General features: G+C 69.8%; 21 protein-coding genes. 12 read left to right on the plus strand and 9 right to left on the minus strand.

The window, feature by feature from the left end; genetic code table 11:
- Positions 1–269 precede the first annotated feature (269 nt).
- Positions 270–1,829: a metallophosphoesterase gene (locus tag O2L52_RS20490; protein ID WP_270117862.1), complete on the minus strand. Its 1,560-nt coding sequence runs from the start codon at positions 1,827–1,829 to the stop codon at positions 270–272.
- The gene (locus O2L52_RS20495) at positions 1,829–2,575 is read right to left on the minus strand and encodes an SDR family NAD(P)-dependent oxidoreductase (protein ID WP_270117863.1); all 747 of its coding nucleotides are present in this window, start codon (positions 2,573–2,575) and stop codon (positions 1,829–1,831) included. The genes O2L52_RS20490 and O2L52_RS20495 overlap by 1 nt, the downstream gene beginning before the upstream one ends.
- A 440-nt stretch (positions 2,576–3,015) precedes the next feature.
- Between O2L52_RS20495 and O2L52_RS20500 the strand changes: the two genes are divergently transcribed.
- From O2L52_RS20500 to O2L52_RS20515, 4 genes are read left to right on the plus strand one after another with little or no spacing between them, the layout of a single operon-like run.
- Positions 3,016–3,924 (plus strand): ABC transporter ATP-binding protein, encoded by a 909-nt coding sequence (locus O2L52_RS20500; protein ID WP_270117864.1) that lies wholly within the window; start codon positions 3,016–3,018, stop codon positions 3,922–3,924.
- A 20-nt stretch (positions 3,925–3,944) separates the two neighbouring features.
- Positions 3,945–4,679, plus strand: a complete 735-nt coding sequence (locus O2L52_RS20505) for an ABC transporter permease (protein WP_270117865.1) — start codon at positions 3,945–3,947, stop codon at positions 4,677–4,679.
- Between the two features lie 5 nt (positions 4,680–4,684).
- Entirely contained in the window at positions 4,685–5,950 is a 1,266-nt protein-coding gene (locus tag O2L52_RS20510; protein WP_270117866.1) for a sensor histidine kinase, read from the plus strand.
- Complete coding sequence (locus O2L52_RS20515) at positions 5,940–6,590, plus strand: response regulator (RefSeq protein ID WP_270117867.1); 651 nt, start codon at positions 5,940–5,942, stop codon at positions 6,588–6,590. The genes O2L52_RS20510 and O2L52_RS20515 overlap by 11 nt, the downstream gene beginning before the upstream one ends.
- Positions 6,591–6,633: 43 nt before the next feature.
- On the opposite strand, the gene O2L52_RS20520 is transcribed toward O2L52_RS20515, so the two are convergent.
- Positions 6,634–7,119, minus strand: a complete 486-nt coding sequence (locus O2L52_RS20520) for a cupin domain-containing protein (RefSeq protein WP_270117868.1) — start codon at positions 7,117–7,119, stop codon at positions 6,634–6,636.
- Between the two features lie 97 nt (positions 7,120–7,216).
- Between O2L52_RS20520 and O2L52_RS20525 the strand changes: the two genes are divergently transcribed.
- A complete protein-coding gene (locus tag O2L52_RS20525; protein WP_270117869.1) occupies positions 7,217–7,948 on the plus strand; it encodes a carbon-nitrogen hydrolase family protein in 732 nt (243 codons plus the stop codon).
- Between the two features lie 23 nt (positions 7,949–7,971).
- Here the strand turns inward: O2L52_RS20525 and O2L52_RS20530 are convergent, their stop codons facing one another.
- Entirely contained in the window at positions 7,972–8,367 is a 396-nt protein-coding gene (locus O2L52_RS20530; protein ID WP_270117870.1) for a winged helix-turn-helix transcriptional regulator, read from the minus strand.
- A gap of 89 nt (positions 8,368–8,456) precedes the next feature.
- On the opposite strand from O2L52_RS20530, the gene O2L52_RS20535 reads away from it, so the two are divergent.
- From O2L52_RS20535 to O2L52_RS20555, 5 genes are all read left to right on the plus strand, one after another.
- A complete protein-coding gene (locus O2L52_RS20535) occupies positions 8,457–9,272 on the plus strand; it encodes an SDR family oxidoreductase (RefSeq protein WP_270117871.1) in 816 nt (271 codons plus the stop codon).
- Positions 9,273–9,300: 28 nt separating this feature from the next.
- On the plus strand, positions 9,301–10,119 hold the full coding sequence (locus tag O2L52_RS20540) for an SDR family oxidoreductase (RefSeq protein ID WP_270117872.1): 819 nt from the start codon (positions 9,301–9,303) through the stop codon (positions 10,117–10,119).
- A 294-nt stretch (positions 10,120–10,413) separates the two neighbouring features.
- Positions 10,414–11,592, plus strand: a complete 1,179-nt coding sequence (locus O2L52_RS20545; protein WP_270117873.1) for an NAD(P)/FAD-dependent oxidoreductase — start codon at positions 10,414–10,416, stop codon at positions 11,590–11,592.
- Positions 11,593–11,602: 10 nt separating this feature from the next.
- Entirely contained in the window at positions 11,603–12,538 is a 936-nt protein-coding gene (locus O2L52_RS20550) for a sigma-70 family RNA polymerase sigma factor (RefSeq protein ID WP_270117874.1), read from the plus strand.
- Between the two features lie 227 nt (positions 12,539–12,765).
- A complete protein-coding gene (locus O2L52_RS20555; RefSeq protein ID WP_270117875.1) occupies positions 12,766–13,602 on the plus strand; it encodes a CPBP family intramembrane glutamic endopeptidase in 837 nt (278 codons plus the stop codon).
- 62 nt (positions 13,603–13,664) lie between these two features.
- On the opposite strand, the gene O2L52_RS20560 is transcribed toward O2L52_RS20555, so the two are convergent.
- The 3 genes from O2L52_RS20560 to O2L52_RS20570 are packed head-to-tail and all read right to left on the minus strand — an operon-like array spanning position 13,665 to position 16,839.
- Entirely contained in the window at positions 13,665–14,336 is a 672-nt protein-coding gene (locus tag O2L52_RS20560; protein WP_270117876.1) for an alpha/beta fold hydrolase, read from the minus strand.
- A complete protein-coding gene (locus tag O2L52_RS20565) occupies positions 14,329–15,309 on the minus strand; it encodes an EamA family transporter (protein ID WP_270117877.1) in 981 nt (326 codons plus the stop codon). The genes O2L52_RS20560 and O2L52_RS20565 overlap by 8 nt, the downstream gene beginning before the upstream one ends.
- Before the next feature lie 57 nt (positions 15,310–15,366).
- Complete coding sequence (locus tag O2L52_RS20570) at positions 15,367–16,839, minus strand: serine hydrolase domain-containing protein (RefSeq protein ID WP_270117878.1); 1,473 nt, start codon at positions 16,837–16,839, stop codon at positions 15,367–15,369.
- A gap of 98 nt (positions 16,840–16,937) precedes the next feature.
- On the opposite strand from O2L52_RS20570, the gene O2L52_RS20575 reads away from it, so the two are divergent.
- Positions 16,938–17,582: a TetR/AcrR family transcriptional regulator gene (locus O2L52_RS20575; RefSeq protein WP_270117879.1), complete on the plus strand. Its 645-nt coding sequence runs from the start codon at positions 16,938–16,940 to the stop codon at positions 17,580–17,582.
- 91 nt (positions 17,583–17,673) lie between these two features.
- Here the strand turns inward: O2L52_RS20575 and O2L52_RS20580 are convergent, their stop codons facing one another.
- Together O2L52_RS20580 and O2L52_RS20585 are read right to left on the minus strand one after the other, a co-directional pair.
- Positions 17,674–18,003: a DUF397 domain-containing protein gene (locus tag O2L52_RS20580; protein ID WP_309299876.1), complete on the minus strand. Its 330-nt coding sequence runs from the start codon at positions 18,001–18,003 to the stop codon at positions 17,674–17,676.
- Positions 17,885–18,748, minus strand: coding sequence for a Scr1 family TA system antitoxin-like transcriptional regulator (locus O2L52_RS20585; protein ID WP_270117881.1), 864 nt, complete (start codon positions 18,746–18,748; stop codon positions 17,885–17,887). The genes O2L52_RS20580 and O2L52_RS20585 overlap by 119 nt, the downstream gene beginning before the upstream one ends.
- Positions 18,749–19,108: 360 nt before the next feature.
- Here O2L52_RS20585 and O2L52_RS20590 point away from each other — a divergent pair, with 360 nt between their 5' ends.
- Positions 19,109–19,414, plus strand: coding sequence for a hypothetical protein (locus tag O2L52_RS20590; protein WP_270117882.1), 306 nt, complete (start codon positions 19,109–19,111; stop codon positions 19,412–19,414).
- The last annotated feature ends 13 nt before the right edge of the window (positions 19,415–19,427 follow it).

A 19,427-nucleotide genomic window follows, 5' to 3' on the forward strand; every position in this document is an offset into this window, starting at 1 on the left:
CTGGGCTGGGCTGGGCTGGGCTGGGCTGGGCTGGGCTGGGCTGGGCTGGGCTGGGCTGGGCTGGGCTGGGCTGGGCTGGGCTGGGCTGGGCTGGGCTGGGCTGGGCTGGGCTGGGCTGGGCTGGGCTGGGCTCGGGGCTCGGGGCTCGGGGCTCGGCTCGGCTCGGCTCGGCTCGGCTCGGCTCGGCTCGGCTCGGCTCGGCTCGGCTCGGCTCGGCTCGGCTCGGCAACGTCACCCTAGGTTTGGCGGTGAGGCGCGCTGGGCCGGGGTCAGCTTGATCCGGCTCGGAGGGTCATCACGGTGATGTCGGCGTCGGCGCCCACCCGGATCGGGGGACCGTTGGTGCCTGCGCCGTTCGTGACGTACACCTGCGTGTCGCCATGTAGCTCAAGGCCGGTGAGCTGTCCACTGCGGATCAGCGACGCGTAGTGGACGGGCCACATCTGCCCGCCGTGGGTGTGGCCCGAGAGCTGGAGGTCGACGCCGTAGTCGGCGATCCGGTCGACCGCGTTGGGCTGGTGGGCGAGCAGGATCACCGGGCGCGACGGGTCTCGGTCGCCAAGGGCCGCTTCGAAGTCCGGGCCGGTCTCGGTGTCGATGTGGCGTTGCTCGACGATGAGGTCGTTGACACCCGCGAGGTCGAAGCCGGGCAGTTCCACGCGTGTGTTCGGCAGTCCGATCATGCCGAGCTCCTCGACGCGGTCGTACCACTCGTCGGCGCCCACGTAATGCTCGGCGTTGCCGGCCACGAAGAACGTCCCGTCGCGCGCCTGGAGACCCGCGAGCGGGTCCGTGGCGTCGCGGACCTGGTCGGCCTCGTTGCTGGCGAGGTCGCCGACGAACGCGATGAGGTCGGCCTGCGCGCGGTTGATCTGGTCGACCACGCGTTCGCAGTAGCCGCGGCCGCGGATCGCCGAGAAGTGCGTGTCGCCGACGACGGCGATCCGGTAGCCGTCGAACTGCCGCGGGAGCCGCGCCAAGTTCACGGTCACCGGCTTGAGCGGCGGCGTCCGGTAGCCCTCGTACAGGCCGTGGCCGACCGTCGCGACCGCCAGCGCCGACGCGCTCAGTCCGATCGCCTGCGACATGAGGCGTCGTCGTGACTGGCCGGTGCCATGTGATGTGTTACTTGGATGGGCGGTCGGAGCGGCGCCGGCTTCGGGGGTGGCGTGTGACGTACTACTGGCATCGGGTTTCGGAGTCTGCTCAGACGCGGCGTGCTCGAGTATTGCTTCGGCCGGGCGGTGTGTCGGCCCCGCGTCTGCGGGCGGGGACTGCGGTCGGACGTCGGATGCCGGTGGTGCCGACTTCGGGTCTTCGACCGGGTTGGCAGTCGTGGTGTCGGTTGCCGCGCGTGCGGGATCCGGGCTTTCTGATGGTGATGCGGATGTGTTGGCAGTCGTCGGGGTGGCGGGTCGCGGCCACAGTCGGAGTCGGATGAGGATCGATCGGAGGTGGTGCCAGAAGCCGTCTGCGCGGTCGGCGGCGATCTCTGCCTCGGTCATGTGGCGGCGGGCTCGGCGGATGAGGATGAAGCGCAGTGCTTCTCCGACGACGAGGAGTCCGAACAGGTAGAGGAAGAGTCCGAACCAGATGAGGCCGGGGTAGCCTGCGGCGGCTTGGACGGCCAGGGGCGCGTCGGACGGTGTGAGGAATCGGGCGAGGAGTCCGAAGAGCGCGAGGACGCCGATGATGACCGCGCCGGTCGGGCGCCAGCGTGATCCGGGTTCGGTGGTGTCGCGGCAGAGCCGCCACCAGAGGTAGTAGTGGAGTGCGGCGAATCCGGCGGTGACGGCGAGGAGCCGGACGATGAACCAGGCGAGTGCCATCAGCGGCCGACTACGGCGCCGCCGTTGGACTGGATGATCTGGGCGGTGACGTTGCCGGCTTCGGGTGCGGCGAGCCAGTGGGCGAGGGTGGCGATGTCGGCGGGGGTGCCGGGTTGCTTGGTGTGGGTCAGGTCGATGTTCCAGGCGCGGCGCTGGGGGCTGATGCCCGCGCCGAAGAACTCGGTGTCCTGGATGTATCCGGGGGCGATCACGTTCGCGGTGATGCCTCTGGGGCCGAGTTCGGCGGAGAGGTCGATCGCGTACGGGTGGAGGGCGGCTTTGGAGGCGGCGTAGCTGCCTGAGCCGCTGCCGCGGTAGGCGGCGACGGAGCTGAAGAGGAGGATGCGGCCGTTGTCGGCGAGGAGGGGTTTGAGTCCTTCGACGAGGTGGACGGCGGTCATGACGTTGAGGCGGAGGTTCTCCGTCCAGAGCCAGGAGACGCCGGCGAGGCCTTCGGGTTGGTGTTCGGAGGATTGGAGGCCGATGTTGCCGCCGGCGTTGGCGACGATGACGTCGACGGTGCCGTGGTTTTCAGCGATGTGCTCGGCGATGCGTTGGGCGCCTTCGACTTCGGTGAGGTCGGCGGTGATGAAGGAGGCGCGGTCGCCGAGTTTGGTTGCGGCTTGGGCGAGGACCGGTTCGCGGCGTCCGGTGAGGACGACGTTGTCGCCGTCGGCGGCGAGTCGTTCGGCGATCGCGTAGCCGATGCCGGTGCCGCCGCCGCTGATTACCACTGTGCGTGCCATGGGCCTGCCTCCTTGGGTATCCGTGTCGCAGCTGCGATGCTAGCTCGCGGGGCAGGTGCGGGTGTGGCGGCGGGTCGTTGCCGGGTCGCTGGGCGAGGTCGGTGCAGGGCCGGGGTTTCGCAAAATCCTATAGGATATATCCTATAGGGTCGGGTGCGCGGGTGCGCGGGTGCGCGGGTGCGCGGGTGCGCGGGTGCGCGGGTGCGCGGGTGCGCGGGTGCGCGGGTGCGCGGGTGCGCGGGTGCGCGGGTGCGCGGGTGCGCGGGTGCGCGGGTGCGCGGGTGCGCGGGTGCGCGGGGCCCGCCGCTTACTCCCCCAACGGGTCGCGCGGTCAACCGATCGGTTGACTCCGCGGATCAACCGGTCCCTCAGTCGCGCGGTCGATGCCGCGAAGCGCCGTTCTTGCGAGTGTTGTCGTACACGAAGCAGGGAGGCCGCAAATGGCGATCATCGAAGTGCAGGACCTGGTCAAGGACTACGGCAGTTTCCGTGCCGTGGACGGGATCTCGTTCGAAGTGGGCGAGGGCGAGATCTTCGGCATCCTCGGCCCCAACGGCGCGGGCAAGACCACCACCGTCGAGTGCATCGAGGGCCTGCGGTCCCGCGACGGCGGGAGCGTCAAGGTCATGGGGCTCGACCCCGAACGCGACGGCGCCGAACTCAAGCAGGTCCTCGGCATCCAGCTCCAGGAGAGCCGCCTGCCCGACCGCATCCGCGTCGGCGAGGCCCTCGACCTGTACGGCTCGTTCTACCGCAAGCGGTCCGACACCGACCGGCTCATCGAGCAGCTCGGCCTCGGCGGCAAGCGCAAGACCCCCTTCGGGAAGCTCTCCGGCGGCCAGCAGCAGCGCCTGTCGATCGCCCTCGCGCTCGTCGGCAGCCCCCGCGTGGCGGTCCTCGACGAGCTCACCACCGGCCTCGACCCGCAGGCGCGGCGCGACACGTGGGACCTCATCGAGCAGGTCCGCGACTCCGGCGTCACGATCATCCTGGTCACGCACTTCATGGACGAGGCCGAGCGGCTCTGCGACCGCATCGCGGTCGTCGACTCCGGGAAGCTCGTCGCGCTCGACACCCCGGCCGGCCTCACCGCCCGCGTCAGCGAGGAGCAGCGGGTCCGGTTCCGCCCCTCCGCCGACTTCCCCGACGCGCTCCTCCTCGACCTCCCGGAGGTCACACGGGTCGAGCGCAGCGGTTCGCACATGGTCGTGTCCGGGGGCGAGAACCTCCTCCAGGCCGTCGCGTCCGTCCTGGCGCGCAACCACATCGTGGCCGCCGAGCTGCGCGTCGAGCAGGTCAGCCTCGACGACGCGTTCGTGGCCCTCACCGGCAAGTCCCTCCAGAACTGAACCCCCGCAAGGAGACTCTGATGCGCTCACTCGGCAAACTCATCCAGATCGAAGCCCGCCTGTTCCTGCGCGACCCGATGACCTTCATCGTCGGCCTGCTCCTACCCACCGTCGTCCTCATCGGACTCGGGGCGGTGCCCGCGCTGCGCGAGCGCTCCGAGGACATCGGCGGCCAGCGGTTCATCGACTACTTCGCGCCCTCGACGATCGTCATGGCCGTCGGCGTCATCGGCCTGACCAACCTCCCCGTGGTGCTGGCGACCTACCGCGAGCAAGGCGTGCTGCGGCGCATGCGGGCCACCCCGGTCGCCCCCGCGCAGCTGCTGCTCGCGCAGCTGGTCGTGAACATCGTGGCCTCGCTCGCCTCGGCACTGCTCGTCATCGCGTCCGGGAGGATCGTCTACGGGGTGCCGCTCCCCCAGCACCCGTTGGGCTTCCTGATCGCGTTCCTCCTCGGTATCACCGCGGTCTTCGCGCTCGGTATGCTCGTCGCGGCCGTGGCGCCGACCGCCAGGGCCGCGACCGGCCTGTCGACCATCCTGTTCATGGCGGCGATGTTCTTCGGCGGCGTGTACCTCCCCCGGTTCATGCTCCCGGACGCGGTCGCGAACATCGGTGCCTTCGTGCCCCCGGGCGTGCAGTCGCTGCTGGACGCCTGGACCGGCACGGCCCCCGCCGCGATCCCCCTGGTGGCCATGGCCGCCACCGCGATCGCCGCCGGGGCGGTCGCCGCCCGAGTCTTCAAGTGGGAGTAGCAGTCATGGAGCCGGTGCCGCGGACCCCAGAGGAACTGTCGGAACGGCACTCCCGGATCGAAGGCGCGTACCACCGGCTCCTCGACTGGCTGCCGTACGCGACGCTCGCCCTCAGCGCGGCCCTGAGCCTCCTCATCACCGAGCGGCCCTTGGAGTTCCGGCTCCAGACCCTCGGCCTCGCCCTCGCCGCGGCCCTGTGGGTGTACCTCGTCTACACGCGGATGCCGTCGAAGACCGAGGGCTCCGGGACGCGGCTCGCGGTGCACCTGTTCGGGATGCTCGCCATCGGCGCGGCGCTCATGCACCGCGACATGCTGTTCTTCATCTTCGTGGTCACCGGGTTCTTCCACGCCGGGTACCTCAAGTCGATGCCGGCGCTCGTCGCCGGCATCGGCGCGAGCTCGATCGTGGTGAACTCCAGCATCGTCGACTACGCGGACCCCGACCCCGAAGGCGTCGTGGTCTTCGTCGTGGTGGTCGTCGTGCAGACGCTCGCGATCAGCTCCGGGTTCCTCCTCAACGAGAAGCTGGTGCAGTTGCGGACGCAGCGCGAGGAGGCGCTCCTCTCCCGCGAGGCGGCGCTGCAGGAGAACGCCGGCCTCCACATGCAACTGCTCACGCAGGCAAGGGAAGCGGGCATCCTGGACGAGCGCCAGCGCATGGCCCGGGACATCCACGACACGGTCGCGCAGGGCCTGGCGGGGATCATCGCGCAGCTCCACGCCGCCGACGGCACCGACGACGAGTCCCAGCGCCGCCGCCACCTCGACAGCGCCGCGGACCTCGCCCGCGAGAGCCTCGCCGAGGCGCGCCGCACTGTGCAGGCGATCGGCCCGCCGACGCTCGACACCGCGCAGCTGCCCGAGGCGCTCGCGGAGGTCTCGGCGAAGTGGTCGCAGGCGCACGACGTGCCGGTGGAGCTGGTGCTGACCGGGGACGCGAAGCCGATGCACCCGGAGGTGGAGGTGACGCTCCTGCGGGTCACGCAGGAGGCGCTGCAGAACGCGGCCAAGCACAGCCGGGCCGCCCGGGTCGGCATCACCCTTTCCTATATGGAGGATCAGTTGGCGTTGGACGTGCGCGACGACGGGGTCGGCTTCGAGCCGTCGAAGGCCAAGGCCGCGAAGGGGAACGGGTACGGGATCGCGGCGATGCGGCAGCGCGTGGGCCGCCTGGCGGGCAGTTTCTCGGTCGAGTCCGAGCCGGGGTCGGGGACCGTGGTCTCGGCGATCGTCCCGGCCGTGCCGCAGGCGGTGGCCGATGCCGCCTGAACCGGTGCGGGTGCTCATCGTCGACGACCACCCGGTGGTGCGCGACGGGCTGCGCGGCATGTTCGACCGCGCCGAGGACATCGAGGTCGTGGGCGAGGCCGCGGACGGCCGGGAGGCCGTCGACCGGGCGCTCGCCCTGCGCCCTGACGTGGTGCTCATGGACCTGCGGATGCCCGGCACGGACGGCGTGACGGCGATCCGTGAGCTGGCGGCCCGCGGCGCGGCGTCGAAGGTGCTGGTGCTGACCACGTACGACACCGATTCGGACGTGCTGCCCGCGATCGAGGCGGGCGCGGCCGGCTACCTGCTGAAGGACGCCTCGCCCGCGGAACTGCAGCGCGCCATCAGGACCGCGCACGAGGGCGGCACGGTGCTCGCGCCTTCAGTGGCGTCGCTCCTGATGGCCCAGGTGCGCCGGCCCGCGCCGAGCACCGGCCCGCTGAGCGAGCGGGAGCTGGAGGTGCTGGCGCTGATCGCGAAGGGCCGCAACAACAGGGAGGCGGCAGCTGACCTGTTCATCAGCGAGGCGACGGTGAAGACCCACCTCATGCACGTGTACGCGAAGCTGGAGGTCAACGACCGGGCCGCGGCCGTCGCGGCCGGGTACGAGCGCGGCCTGCTGCAGCCGAAGGGCCGCTAAGGCCGGACCTCGTCAGGCCTGGCCGCTAGGACCGGGACCTTCGTCAGGCCTCCTCGACCCAGTAGTTGTCGTGCTCGAGGAAGAACGCGGCGCGCTCCTCCTCGGTCATCTCGCCGACCGCCGCGACGCCCTCGAAGTACGGTTCGCGGTCCGCGCCCGGGGTGAAGAGCAGCAGCATCGACGCAGGTTCGTCCGTGTCGTTGCGGAAGCCGTGGAGCCCGCCCTGCGGCACGTACACGAAGTCGCCCTTCTTCATCGGCGCCCACTCGTTGCCGTTGTAGATCGTGACGGTGCCCTCGAGGATGTAGAACGACTCCGAAATGGTCTTGTGGAAGTGCGCCGAGGGGCCGCCCTTCTTGGGGCCCATGTTCCAGCGGTAGAGGCCGAACTCGCCGCCGGTGGCCGCGCCCTTCGCGAGGTATTCGCCGGAGCCGTTCTGGAAGAGGATGTCGGCGGGCGTCTCGTTGCGGCGGGCGACGGCGCTGATCTCGCCGGTGTCGCCGAAGTACTTCGGTTCGGGGTATGACATGCGAGGGGTCCCTCTCTGGTCGCGGGCGCGTAACGGTCCCTGGAGCCTACTGCCGTGAGGACCCCGCGCCTTGGGGAGGGCCGGATACCCTCGGAGCATGAGCGAACGCCCCCAGCCCCTGTCCGTCGCCGCCGCGCAGCCGGAGCTGCGGCCCGGCGACCTCGCGTTCAACGCGCGGGCGCACGCCGAAGCGATCCGCGCCGCTGGTGCGCGGCTCGTGGTGTTCCCGGAGCTGTCCCTCACCTCGTACGCGCTCGCGGCTCCCGCTGTGGCCCTTGACGACCCGGCCCTCGAGCAGGTTATGGCCGCGTGCGCCGAGACCGGCGCGGTGGCCCTGGCGGGCGCGCCGATCAAGGAGGGCGACGCGGAGTTCATTGCGGCCCTTCGTATCGACGGCGACGGTGTCGCCGTGGCGTACCGGAAGATGCACCCCGACGAGGAGGAGGGCCGCCGCTTCCGGGCCGCGACCGATCCGGCCGTCATGGAACTGGACGGCTGGCGGCTGGGCCTGGCGGTCTGCCGCGACACCATGATGTTCGAGCACGCGCCGGCCACCGCCGAGTACGCGAAGCGCTCGGGGCGCGGCGGCATCGACGCGTACGTCGCAGGATCGCTCTTCACCCCGAAGGGATTGATCAAGCGCGACAAGCGGATGCCGCAGCTCGCCCGCGGCTACGGCATGTGGGTGGTGCAGGCGTGCTTCGCCGGGCCTGGCAGCGACTACCCGGAGGTCGCCGGGAACTCGGCGGTCTGGGCGCCGGACGGCACGGTCGCGGCCCGCGCCGACGAGCGGCCGGGCCGGATCGTCAAGGCCGAGCTCAGCTTCTAAGGCGCCGCTGCTGAACCCCGCCGCTACACCGCCGCTTCATCCTTCGGGCATTCCTCCATCATGGACGCGGCGTTGCCGCGGATCCAGTCGAACATGTTGCCCAGGTGGTCCGCGGTGCCCGCACCGAACTCGGTGAGGCCGTAGGTGACCTGCGGCGGCACGGTGGGCTCGACGCGGCGCCAGACCAGGTTGTCGGCGACCAGCGCGCGGAGGGTCTGGGAGAGCATCTTCTCGCTGATCCCCTCGATGCGGTCGCGCAGCTCGAAGAAGCGCAGTTCCCGGTGCCGCAGCCCGAGGAGGACCCAGATCCCCCAGCGGTTCGTGATGTGGTCCAGCACCTGCCTTGCGGGGCAGTTGGTGTGAAAGACCTCACGACCGTCCGGCGGGGCCCATGCGATGATCTGATTTCCTCCCGGCATGACAGGAGCTTACCTCGAGGTAGGCCCTTCCCGAAAGTAAGTCCTGCCCCTACCTTGGGTTCCACACCTGAAACCGAAAGGGACCCACCATGATCGTTGTCACCGGAGCCACCGGAAACATTGGCCGCCCGCTCGTCGAGGCCCTCACCGCCGCCGGCGAGAAGGTCGTCGCCGTCTCGCGCAACGACGCCGAGTTCCCGGCCGGCGTCGTCCACCGCAAGGCGGACCTCGCCGACACCGCGACATTGAAGCCCGCGTTCGAAGGCGGCGAGAAGCTCTTCCTCCTCACCCTCGACCCTGAGCTCCGCATCGAGCCCATCCTCGAAGCGGCCGCCGACGCCGGGATCCAGAGCGTCGTGCTCATCTCCTCGCAGCGCGCCGCCACCCGCCCCACCGAAGCGCTCCAGGCGATGGAGCACGCCGCGCGGGACTCGGGTCTGGAGTGGACGGTGCTGCGTCCGGGCGGCTTCGCCTCCAACTCGATGCTGTGGTCCGAGCCCGTGCGCAAGGAGCGCACGGTCATCGCGCCGTTCGGCGATGTCGGCCTGCCGGTGATCGACCCGCGCGACATCGCGCACGTCGCCGCGGCCGCACTCACCGAGGACGGGCACGCAGGCAAGGCGTACACGCTCACCGGCCCGGCGCTCATCACGCCCCGCGGCCAGGCCGAGGCGATCGCAGCCGCGATCGGCGAGCCGGTCCGGTTCGTCGAGCAGACCCGGGACGAGGCCTACGAGCAGCTGATCCAGTTCTGGCCGGACCACGTCGTGGCGGACACCCTCGACATCATCGGCAGCCCGAACACCGCCGAACTGGAGATCAGCGCGGATGTGGAGCGCGTCCTCGGCCACCCGGCCGCCTCGTACGAGGACTGGGCGCAGCGCAACGCCGCCGCGTTCCGCTGAGCACCACCAATACAAGGAGAACCAAGCCATGATCACCGTCACCGGAGCCACCGGCAACGTCGGCCGCCCGCTCGTCGAACTCCTCCTCGCCGCAGGCGAGCAGGTCAACACCGTCTCGCGAGGCGAGGCCGAAACCGGGAAGTATGTGACACATTACCGAGCTGATCTGTCCGAGCCCACCACACTGAAGGCCGCCCTCGAAGGGTCGGACGCGCTCTTCCTGCTGACCGCCGGAGAGTTCATCGTGAACGGCGACATGGGCGCCGTCATGGAGGTCGCGCGGTCGAGCGGGGTCCGCCGGGTCGTCCTGCTCTCCTCGCACGGCGTCGGCACCGGGCGCCACCGCGCGAACCTGGAGGAGGCCGTGCGGGATTCAGGTCTGGAGTGGACGATGCTGCGCCCGGGCAACTTCGCCACCAACGCCTTCGCCTGGGCCGCTTCGGTCCGTGAACGACGAGTGGTGGAAGCGCCGTTCGGCGGCACCGCCATCCCGGCCGTCGACCCCGCCGACATCGCCGCCGTCGCCGCACTCGCCCTGCGCGAACCCGGCCACGCCAGCGAGGTCTACACGCTGACCGGGCCCGCCGCGATCACACCCAGGCAGCAGGCCGCGGCAATCGCGGACGCGGTCGGCGAGCCGGTCGCGTTCACCGAGCTGACCCGCGAGGAAGCCCGGACCCGCATGCTCGGATTCATGCCCGAGAGAGTCGTGGAAGCCACGCTCGGCGCGCTCGGCGAGCCCTCCCCCGCCGAGCAGACCCCCACACCGGACGTGGAGCGCGTCCTCGGCCGCCCCGCGGCCTCCTTCGCGGAGTGGGCGCAGCGCAACGCCGCCGCGTTCCGCTAGCCGGCGCCGGACGGTCACGTCCGCGTGGGCGCCTGTTCGTCACCGAGGTGCCATCGCCCGTGCGGCAGGGACCGGCACGAGAACGCCGGTCCCGCCCGCCGCTGGGGCGCCACTGCGAGGGAACCGAAGCCGTCATGAGCAAGTCCTGGGCGGATCGGGACTCGCTCGCGGTGCAGACGCACGGCCCGCGGAGGCGACCGCGGGGGCAGTGACGCAGACCACCGTCCGCGCCTGTCATGGATCGCGCCGCTGTCCCGTTCAAAGGGCATCAGCGACACAGACAGGAGCGAGACCATGCAGCACCGCATCGTCGTTCTCGGCGCGGGGTACGCCGGCACCTTCGCCGCCGGCTACCTCGCGCGCCACCTTCACCACGACGACGTCGAGGTCACGGCCGTCAACGCCGAGCCCGACTTCGTCGAGCGCTTCCGCCTCCACCAGGTCGCGGCCGGGCAGCAGCTCAAGCACCGGCCGCTCGCGAAGATCTTCGGGGACCAGGGCGTCCGCTTCAAGCGGGCGCGCGTGACCGCCGTCGACGCCGACCAGAAGACCGTCGCCGTCGACGGCGAGCACGGCCTCGAACTGGTCGAGTACGACACGCTCGTCTACTCGCTCGGCAGCACCGCCGCCGACCACGGCGTCCCGGGCGTCGCCGAGCACGCCCACCACATCACCTCCCGGCCCGCGGCCCTGCGCCTGCGCGACCGGCTCGACGCCATGGGCGAGGGCGGGAAGGTGCTCTTCGTCGGCGGCAACCTGACCGCGATCGAGGGCGCCACCGAGATCGCCGAGTCCCACCCGGAGCTGCACGTCAGCCTCACCACGAGCGGTGAACTGGGCGGGTGGTTGGCCCCGAAGTCGAGGCAGCACCTGATGCGGGTGTTCGACCGGCTCGGTATCGAGGTCCACGAGCACACCAGGATCGAACGCGTCGACGCGGATGGCGTGGTCGCGGCGGGCGGCTCGCGCCACGACGCCGACGCGACCGTCTGGGCGGCGGGCTTCGCCGTCCACCCGATCGCCGCCGCCAGCGGCCTCGCCGTCGAGGCCAACGGCCAGATCACCGTGGACCGGCAGATGCGCTCGGTCTCCCACCCCGATGTGTACGCCGCGGGCGACGCCGCGTTCATCATCGGCGAGAACGGGCAGCCGCTCCCGATGTCGTGCGCCTCGGCCGGGTTCACGAGCCAGCAGGCCACCGCCGCGATCATCGGCGACCTCACCGGCCGCACGGTCAAGCACAAGGGGCTCCCGTACGTGGGCAACCACATCAGCCTCGGCCGCCGGGACGGCATCCTGCAGGTCGTCGACGGCGACGTGCGGTCACGGTACGCGGTGACCGGCCGCACCGCCGCCCGCCTCAAGGAGTCCATCCTCAAGACCGCGACCTGGGGCGTCGCGAACCCGACGTTCGCCATGCCCTCCCGCACCCACCGCACGGCAGTGCGCACCCGCACGGCGGTCGCCGCCTAGAGTGGCGCTCATGGACACCGCCACCGTCGCACGCTTCGAGGCCGGCCGGACGCGGCTGGCCTCGCTGGCGTACCGCCTGCTCGGTTCGGCCGCCGACGCCGAGGACGTCGTGCAGGACGCGTTCCTGCGCTGGCAGGCCGCCGACCGCGACCGCATCGAGGTGCCCGAGGCGTGGCTGACCAAAGTGGTCACCAACCTCGCGCTCGACCGGCTGCGGTCGGCGCGGGTGCGGCGCGAGCGGGCGGTCGGCGCGTGGCTGCCCGAACCGCTCATCGAGGGCGACCCGATGCTGGGCCCGGCCGAGACCGCCGAGCAGCGCGAATCGGTGTCCATCGCAATGCTCATGCTCTTGGAGCGCCTGCCGCCCGTGGAACGCGCCGTGTACGTGCTGCGCGAGGCGTTCGCTTACAGCCACAACGAGATCGCCGAGATCCTCGACATCTCGGTGTCGGCGAGCCAGCAGCACACTCTCCGCGCCCGGCGGCACGTCGCCGCCGGACGCAACGCCGGCCGGGTCGACCGCGAGGCCGCCCGCCGCATCGTCGAGGCCTTTGTGGACGCTGCCGCGTCCGGGCGCACGGAGCGCCTGGTGGCCTTGCTGACCGACGACGCCACGGCCGTGTCCGACGGCGCCGGAGTCCTCGGCAAACCCTGGATCGAGACGATCCCCGCGCGCATCGCCGCCACGTTCCGCGCCGCCTTCAAGCCGACCCCGGCGAAGCGCCGGCGCGCGGGAGGCACCCCGTCGATCCACGCCGGCATCGTCAACGGCACCCCCGCCATGATCGCCGTGATCGACGAGCGAGTAGCGGGCATCGTGGTCTTCGACCCGCGCGGCGACAAGGTCGCCGCCCTCCACGGCATCGCCCACCAGGCCAGTCTCGCCCGCGCCACACGGCAGTGGGCCCGGATCGAGCACGAGGAGCCGCTCATCGAGCGCTGGTGAACCGGCCCGACCCGATCGGGTGAACCCCGGGCGGGCAAGCCCTTTCGGCCCCGATTCCTGTCGGACCCGCCTGCGAACCTCGCCGCAAGACTTCCTTCCCCTCTCGGGAGGGTGGGGGTTAGTGGATGGCCGTTGCGGCACCGCCGATCTCGCACCTGTCGCCGTCCTTTTTCGCGAGACAGCGTCACGACAGGGCGGCGACAGTCCGGACGGCGAAGCTCTACGACATGAGCAACAAGCACACGCCCACCGCCCCCGCGGAAGCCGCCAAGTCCGAGACCACCACCGCCACCGAGACCAAGGGCTTCGTCGCGAAGCTCCTCGCCGACCGCCACTCCATCCCGCTGTCCATCGCACTCCACCTCGTCCCCGGCGCCCTCATCGTCGCCGCCTACGCCTTCATCGGCGCCCCCATCAGCCGGGCCGTCGGCGCCCCGATCTTCGCGGGCTGGGCGATCGGCCTCACGATCGTCCTCTTCCCGCTCTGGTTCGGCCTCTTCTGGCTGGGCAAGAAGCAGACCGGCCGCTACACGATGCGCGGCGGCGTGGTCCGCTACCGCGACAAGCCGTTCTCACGCGGCAAGATCACTCTGATCGGCATCGGCTTCCTGCTCTACATGGCGGTCGTGTCGCTCTCGCTCGCACCGCTCGACGCCTTCATGTACGACAACTTCTTCTCCTGGGTCACCTTCGAGGGCTCCGGCGGATCCGGCACCACCTACCTCGACGCGTACGAACTCGACGTCGTCATCACCACGCTCCTGATCTGCGGGCCCTTCACCGGTTTCCTTCTGCCCCTGATCGAGGAGTACTACTTCCGCGGCTTCCTCCTGCCCCGCCTCCCGCAGCTCGGCCGCTGGGCGCCGCTGTTCAACACCGGCCTGTTCGCGATCTACCACTTCTGGGCGATCTGGACGGTCCCCTCGAAGATCCTGTTCCTCCTCCCCGGCGTCTGGTTCGTCTGGGGAAAGCACGACATCCGCGCCTCCATCTGGATGCACCCCGGCTCGGCCCTCGCGATGACCGTCCTAGGCACCACCGCCTACGTCCTCGGCCTCATGTAATCCCCTAGAACCCGAAGGGCCCCTCGCAATCGCGAGGGGCCCTTCACTGCGTTCGACGCGGATCAGCGCGGCAGTTCGGTCCAGTACCTGTGCAGGCGCTCGGCCAGCTCGCGCGGGTTGGCGAGGGCGATCATGTGGCCGCCGTCGATCTCGTCGGGCTCGATGCCGAGGCGCTCGCGCACCATCCCGCGCATGAACGCGGGCGGGAAGAACCGGTCGTCGCGGCAGAGCAGGAACCGGGTCGGCACGTCAGGCCAGGCTTTCAGCGGCGTCGGCTCGCCGTCGCGCTCCCCCGTCTGCTCGCGGCCGCGCCGGTTGCACTCCTCGACCAGTTCGGCGGGCACGCCGTTGTAGAACGCGTCGACCTCGGGGTCTGACGCCTCCAGGTCGCTGAACCCGCTCGCGCTCCACCAGTCGTTCGGCGCTTCACCCGGCAACGGCACCATGGCGGTCACGAAGACCAGCAGCTCGGTCGCGATGCGGGAGCTCACGATCGGGGCGACGAGCCCGCCCCACGAATGCGCGACCACCACGAGGTTCGTCCGGTCACCGCACGCTTCGATCACCGCGTCCGCGTATTCGGAGACGCCGTTCGCGGGGTCCTCGAGGGGCAGGTCGACCGCGACGACCTCGTGCCCGAGGCCGCGCAGCACCGGCGCGACGAGGTGCCAGTCCCAGCCGGTGCTGCCGCCGCCGTGGATCAGCACGAAGGTGGCGGTCTCGTTGTCAGCCATGGTCGGGCTCCTTCGCGATCGATTGCTTCTTCTGGGGCCGTTCGGTACTCACCACGAGCACCACCGCGGCGATCACGATCGCGCCGCCCGCGATGATCGGCGCCGTCACGTCCTCGGACAGCACCAGCCACCCGAGTAGGACCGCCACCAGCGGGTTCACATACGCGTAGGTCGCCACGAGCGAGATGCTCGCCGCCTGCAGCAGCCACACGTAAGCGGAGAACGCGACCACTGAGCCGAACACTACAAGGTAAGCCCAAGCCGCCCACGACCTCGCCGAATACTCGGCCGGCGCGAACCGCTCGCCCCACGCCAGGCCGACGCCCAGCAGGATCACCCCGGCGATCGCCATCTCGTAGACGGCCGCGACGAACGCGTCCTTCGGCATCGTCAACCGCGGCTGCAGCCACGACCCGAACGCCCACGACGCGGACGAGAACACCACCAGCGCGACGGCCCAGAACGGGAAGTCGCCGCCCACCCCGTTCCCGATGAGCAGCACGGCCAGCCCGATGAAACCGACGAGCACACCCAGGCCCGTGGCCTTCTTCGGCCGCTCGCCGGACACCACCCGGTAGAGCAGCACCCACAGCGGCACGGCCGCGATGAGGAGCGCGACCAGGCCCGAAGGAGCGCCGCCGCTCTCGGCGATCGTCACCAAACCCTGGCCCAGCACGGGCAGCAGCAGACCGATCAGGGCGCAGGAGAGCACTTCGGCCCGGTTGAGCCGGAGCCTCGAGAACCCGCCGCGAGCCATGAGGATGGGGCCGAGAATGATTGCGGCGCAGAGGAAACGGCCACCGGCCGAGATCATGGGCGGCATGTCCTCGACCATGATCCGGATGGCGAGGTAAGTCGAGCCCCAGACGACGTAGACGATGGCGAGCGCGAACCCTACGAGGACCGGTCCCGACGGCATCGCGCGCCGCGCTTTTCCACCCGAACCCGACTCGACTTCCGTTGCTGCGGTCATGCTGACACGGTAGGCGTCGCCGGACCGAATGCAAAACGAAAACCCCCGCGCCCGCGATCACCCCTCGCCGACAGGGTCGGCGGTGCGGCGACCCCGCAGGCGAACGGCCCCAAGCCAAACCCGCACCACCGCGAGCACCAGCGCGACGACGGCCACCGCGTACAGGCCCCACGCGAGATCCGGTGCCATGAGCTGGAACAGCGTCCGGCTCGGAGCCAACGCCGGGACGGCGAACGCGGCCCCGTAGGCCACGACAGTCCCTGCGACCACCCAACCGCTCATCGCCGCCCCCACACGCCAACTGCGGTTCGCCGACTCGGCACCACTGCGGAGCCGCCCGAAAGTCCGGACGATGAGGACGACACCGACAAGCAGCAGCGCGGCAATTCCTGCGAGGGCGACCGGATAGGTCCAGTCGGTCTCGAGTTCGTACCCCTCACCGCCGGCCGCGATGCGCGCCGCGCTCAGCGCGGTGCCGACCAGGGCGCCGTCCTGGAAGTGTCCGTAGGCGTTCTGGGCGATGACCACGGCGCGGTCGAGTTCGGGCAGGAGGACGACGGCCGCGGAATACCCGGGCGCACCGCCGGTGTGCCAGACGGTCGAGGTGCCCAGGTCGGCGTTCCGGTTGTCGATCTTCCAACCGAGGCCGTAGTCGATGCGCTCGTTCATTGCCGCGGCCGGAGTCTGCATGAGTGCCAAGGAATCCGGTGTGAGTATCCCTGCGCCGCCGGGCAGGCTGGCGGCGGCGAACGCAGCGAGGTCGGCGGCGCTGCCGCCGAGGTACCCGTAGCTGGGTCCGGTCGGATCGAACGGCGCGCCGATGGCCACCGGCTGCCCGAACACGAACGTGTGGCCGTCCGGCACGGTCGCGGCGGCGTCGCCGTCGGCGACGGCCGTGTCCATCCCGAGCGGGTCCAGGACCGCCTCGTGCAGGTACTCCTCGTAGGGCATGCTGGACACGGCTTGGACGAGCGCGCCCAGCACGAGGTAGTTGGCGCTGGCGTACTCGAACTCGGCGCCGGGTTCGGCGATCGGTTCGGCGTCGGCCAGGTCCGCGAGCGCTTGCCCGTAGGGGTCGGCGGTGGGGTCGAAGCGGTCGGTCACGCCGGTGCCTTCGGGGATGCCGCTGGTCTGCTCGAGGAGGTGCCACACGGTGATCCGCTCGGCGTGGTCTGCATCGGCGAGGGTGAAGTCCGGCAGGTAGGTCCGCACGGGTTCGTCGAGGTCGATGCGGCCGTCTTCGACGAGAGTCATGACCGCGGTCGCGGTGACGGGTTTGGCGACCGAGCCCCACAGGAAGGGCGTCGACTCGGTCATGGGCGCACCGCTGCCGTCTTCGCCCCAGGCCGCCTGGTGCTCGATGCCGTCGGCGGTGACGACCGCCCAGGCCGCGCCGGGGACGTTCGTCTCTTCCAGGCGCGTCTCGATGTAGGCGTCGATGTCGGCGAGGTCGGTCGCGGGGGCTTGCGGGGTTGGGACGGGGCCGGCCGTGAGCGCGAGCGCCAGGGCGGCGAAGACGGTGGTGTGCATGGGTTTCCTTGCGGGTGGCCGCGGGGTGTCGCGGGCGGAGCCGAATAACCATACGAACATATGGCTTCCTCAAAACCATACACCGGTATGGTTAACCCGTGCCCAGGACCGCTGACCATGACCTTCGCCGCGACCAGATGGCGGCCGCGACTCACAAACTCATCGCCCACGCCGGGCTCGACGCCGCCACGATGGCCGCCGTCGCACGGGAGGCGGGGTTCTCGGTGGGCACGGTGCAGCACTACTTCGCCTCGAAGGACGAGCTGCTGCTGTTCGCCTACAAGCGGATGACCGACCACCAGCTGGCACGAGTGGCCCGCATGGTCGCCGAAGGCGAGTCCGAACAGCTGCCGATCCGGGCGATCCTCATGCGCTGCATGCCCGAGCTGTGGCCGCTCGATGAGATCCGGCGCGGGGAGTACCGGGTGGCGAAGGCCTTCCACGCCCGAGCGCTCGATGTACCGACCGTGGCTGAAGTGGCCCGGGAGACCGCAGCCGTGGTGCGGGGGCAGATCGCGCGCGCGGTCGAGAACGGCAAGGAATGCGGGGAAGTCCAACCGGAAACCGACGCGGAGCGAGCAGCGCTCGAACTGTCGGCGCTCATCGCCGGGCTCTCAGATGAGCTCTACCGGGAACCCGCTGACGGCAGGAGCGGTCGGGCACTTGTCAAGGCCACCAACGCGATCCTTGAAGAGCGGCTCGGATCGTACTTCCCGGGAGACTGCCGCCACCACGAGCGGTGAGACCCGGTTCGGGTTCGGGCAACGGAAACGCCCCCGGCTCCGGGACGGGAGTCGAGGGCGACGTGTTTAGGCTTCGCGGAGGCCCGACTGGTCAGGAGCGGTCGGCAACGCGCAGCAAGCCGGTGAAGTCCGAGGCGCTCAGGTCGAAGACCGGGGAGTCATGGCCGAGCTTCGAGTCCCGAACCTGGAAGCCAGCGTCCGTGTTCCGAGCCTCAACGCAGTTCGGATCCGCATCGCTGTCGCTGCGGGTGCTCTTCCGCCAGGTCTGACGGCACTCAACGCAGTTGGTCTGGCCGGAGTCACTACTCCGGGTGCTCTTCCGCCAGCCGGTGTACTCCACCATCGAGGAACCTTCCAATACCTTGCGAGTTCGATCGCAGGAATCTGCGGGCTTGATCATACAAGGCGAGCTTCTTCTCATCGACCACGTGGCGGCTTTGGTCGAGGTTGTCGACGTATACGAAGTTGGGTCCCGCGTAGGTATGCTCGTCGGATTCGAACGCCTCAAACGCATAATTTGCGAAGTGCGGCGGCCGGACAACCCTCACCTCAGCTCCGGGAAGCGAGTCCACCCACTTGAGGTGCTCGATCTGCTCCGACCTCTCCTCTGGGTCAAGCATCTCGAGATCAGCAAAAGCGCTGGCCGGGGTGTAGAACTCCACGCTCAGGTGGTTACTGCTCGCGAACCGGCCGAAGAACCTTCTGGCCCGCCGTTCCTTTCGCTTCCAGTTCTTGACCTTGTTCGCTGGGTCTTCCATAGGCCCCGCCAGCACCTTCATGTGGTACGGCTCTTTCTGCAACACGGCTGAAAGCAGGAGTGGATTCCATTTGACATGGACCGGGTACGTCCGTTCGCCGCTCTCGACGATGTAGAGATTGCGCTCATCCAGATCCGAGATCAGCTCCGAGTTCTTGAGAAGCTGGTCGCTGACATGCAGGATGAACCTCTTGCGGTCCACTTCAACCTCGGCCTGGTCGCACAGGAGCGACAGGTTGCCCTTGTCAGGGATGCGGCTCCCGTCGAGCCAGGCACGGACCGTGGTGGAGCTCTTGCTCATCACCCTTGCGAACTGGTTCGGCGACCACCCCGCGTCTTGCGAAATGGTGTTGACCTCGGCGGTCAAGTAGGCCCGAGCAAACTTCTGGTACAAGACCGTGCCTGCCATCCAGTGCTCCCTGCGCTGCGCGAATAACGGTTTGTAGCGATGATCGCACGAACCACCCCAATCGAATTCATCACGACTCGACCCAATATCGGTGCGCCGTAATGGAGGCTTCATTGCGGCGCACCGAAACGGTGTACCCATCATGGAACTCCGTTTCGGAACGCCGGAACATGATGGGAGACATGAGCATTGACCAGGCAAAACATCGCCTAAGGTGGCTACATCGCGAGTTGCCTCCCGGCTCGCGTGCGGTGGGAATGCCGGGGAGTCGCTGCCTCGTAACGGCAATGCTTGACTCTTCGTGGGCTCCTCGGCATCACCACTGTCGGCTATCTGACACTCTCTCCATTGGAGGTCGCGATGCAAGAGCAAGCGGCGAAACCGAAGCCCGACAACGACCGATCCGAGGGCGAGCACTACCTGGGCAAGTTCCGGCGGTACCCGGTCGAGTTCTTCGTCATCTTCCTTCCGACCCCGCCCGGCACACCCGCGCAGTACCGCGTCGACTGCGACGACGGCGTTGGGCCGCATGAGGTCTGCCGCCTCGGCGAGGACCCCGGCGAGCCCGTGGTCTGGCGCGGCGCATGGCAGGGCGACCAGTGGTGCCGCTGGATTCTCAAGAACGCGCGCGAGTTGGTCGCCAATCCGAGCCGCTTCGACTTCTAGACTTGCCTCCGAG

The sequence above is a fragment of the Glycomyces algeriensis genome, assembly GCF_027622855.1.
GTDB classification, from domain to species: Bacteria; Actinomycetota; Actinomycetes; order Mycobacteriales; family Micromonosporaceae; genus Glycomyces; species Glycomyces algeriensis.

Bases quoted from the DNA above. Each gene is read 5' to 3' on its own strand.
- O2L52_RS20550 (WP_270117874.1), top strand. From the start codon at position 11,603: ATGGACACCGCCACCGTCGCACGCTTCGAGGCCGGCCGGACGCGGCTG.
- O2L52_RS20520 (WP_270117868.1), bottom strand. From the start codon at position 7,119: ATGTCATACCCCGAACCGAAGTACTTCGGCGACACCGGCGAGATCAGC.
- O2L52_RS20540 (WP_270117872.1), top strand. From the start codon at position 9,301: ATGATCACCGTCACCGGAGCCACCGGCAACGTCGGCCGCCCGCTCGTC.
- O2L52_RS20530 (WP_270117870.1), bottom strand. From the start codon at position 8,367: ATGCCGGGAGGAAATCAGATCATCGCATGGGCCCCGCCGGACGGTCGT.
- O2L52_RS20585 (WP_270117881.1), bottom strand. From the start codon at position 18,748: ATGGCAGGCACGGTCTTGTACCAGAAGTTTGCTCGGGCCTACTTGACC.
- O2L52_RS20515 (WP_270117867.1), top strand. From the start codon at position 5,940: ATGCCGCCTGAACCGGTGCGGGTGCTCATCGTCGACGACCACCCGGTG.
- O2L52_RS20535 (WP_270117871.1), top strand. From the start codon at position 8,457: ATGATCGTTGTCACCGGAGCCACCGGAAACATTGGCCGCCCGCTCGTC.
- O2L52_RS20510 (WP_270117866.1), top strand. From the start codon at position 4,685: ATGGAGCCGGTGCCGCGGACCCCAGAGGAACTGTCGGAACGGCACTCC.
- O2L52_RS20560 (WP_270117876.1), bottom strand. From the start codon at position 14,336: ATGGCTGACAACGAGACCGCCACCTTCGTGCTGATCCACGGCGGCGGC.
- O2L52_RS20500 (WP_270117864.1), top strand. From the start codon at position 3,016: ATGGCGATCATCGAAGTGCAGGACCTGGTCAAGGACTACGGCAGTTTC.
- O2L52_RS20565 (WP_270117877.1), bottom strand. From the start codon at position 15,309: ATGACCGCAGCAACGGAAGTCGAGTCGGGTTCGGGTGGAAAAGCGCGG.
- O2L52_RS20590 (WP_270117882.1), top strand. From the start codon at position 19,109: ATGCAAGAGCAAGCGGCGAAACCGAAGCCCGACAACGACCGATCCGAG.
- O2L52_RS20495 (WP_270117863.1), bottom strand. From the start codon at position 2,575: ATGGCACGCACAGTGGTAATCAGCGGCGGCGGCACCGGCATCGGCTAC.
- O2L52_RS20505 (WP_270117865.1), top strand. From the start codon at position 3,945: ATGCGCTCACTCGGCAAACTCATCCAGATCGAAGCCCGCCTGTTCCTG.
- O2L52_RS20570 (WP_270117878.1), bottom strand. From the start codon at position 16,839: ATGCACACCACCGTCTTCGCCGCCCTGGCGCTCGCGCTCACGGCCGGC.
- O2L52_RS20545 (WP_270117873.1), top strand. From the start codon at position 10,414: ATGCAGCACCGCATCGTCGTTCTCGGCGCGGGGTACGCCGGCACCTTC.
- O2L52_RS20580 (WP_309299876.1), bottom strand. From the start codon at position 18,003: ATGAGAAGAAGCTCGCCTTGTATGATCAAGCCCGCAGATTCCTGCGAT.
- O2L52_RS20555 (WP_270117875.1), top strand. From the start codon at position 12,766: ATGAGCAACAAGCACACGCCCACCGCCCCCGCGGAAGCCGCCAAGTCC.
- O2L52_RS20525 (WP_270117869.1), top strand. From the start codon at position 7,217: ATGAGCGAACGCCCCCAGCCCCTGTCCGTCGCCGCCGCGCAGCCGGAG.
- O2L52_RS20490 (WP_270117862.1), bottom strand. From the start codon at position 1,829: ATGGCACTCGCCTGGTTCATCGTCCGGCTCCTCGCCGTCACCGCCGGA.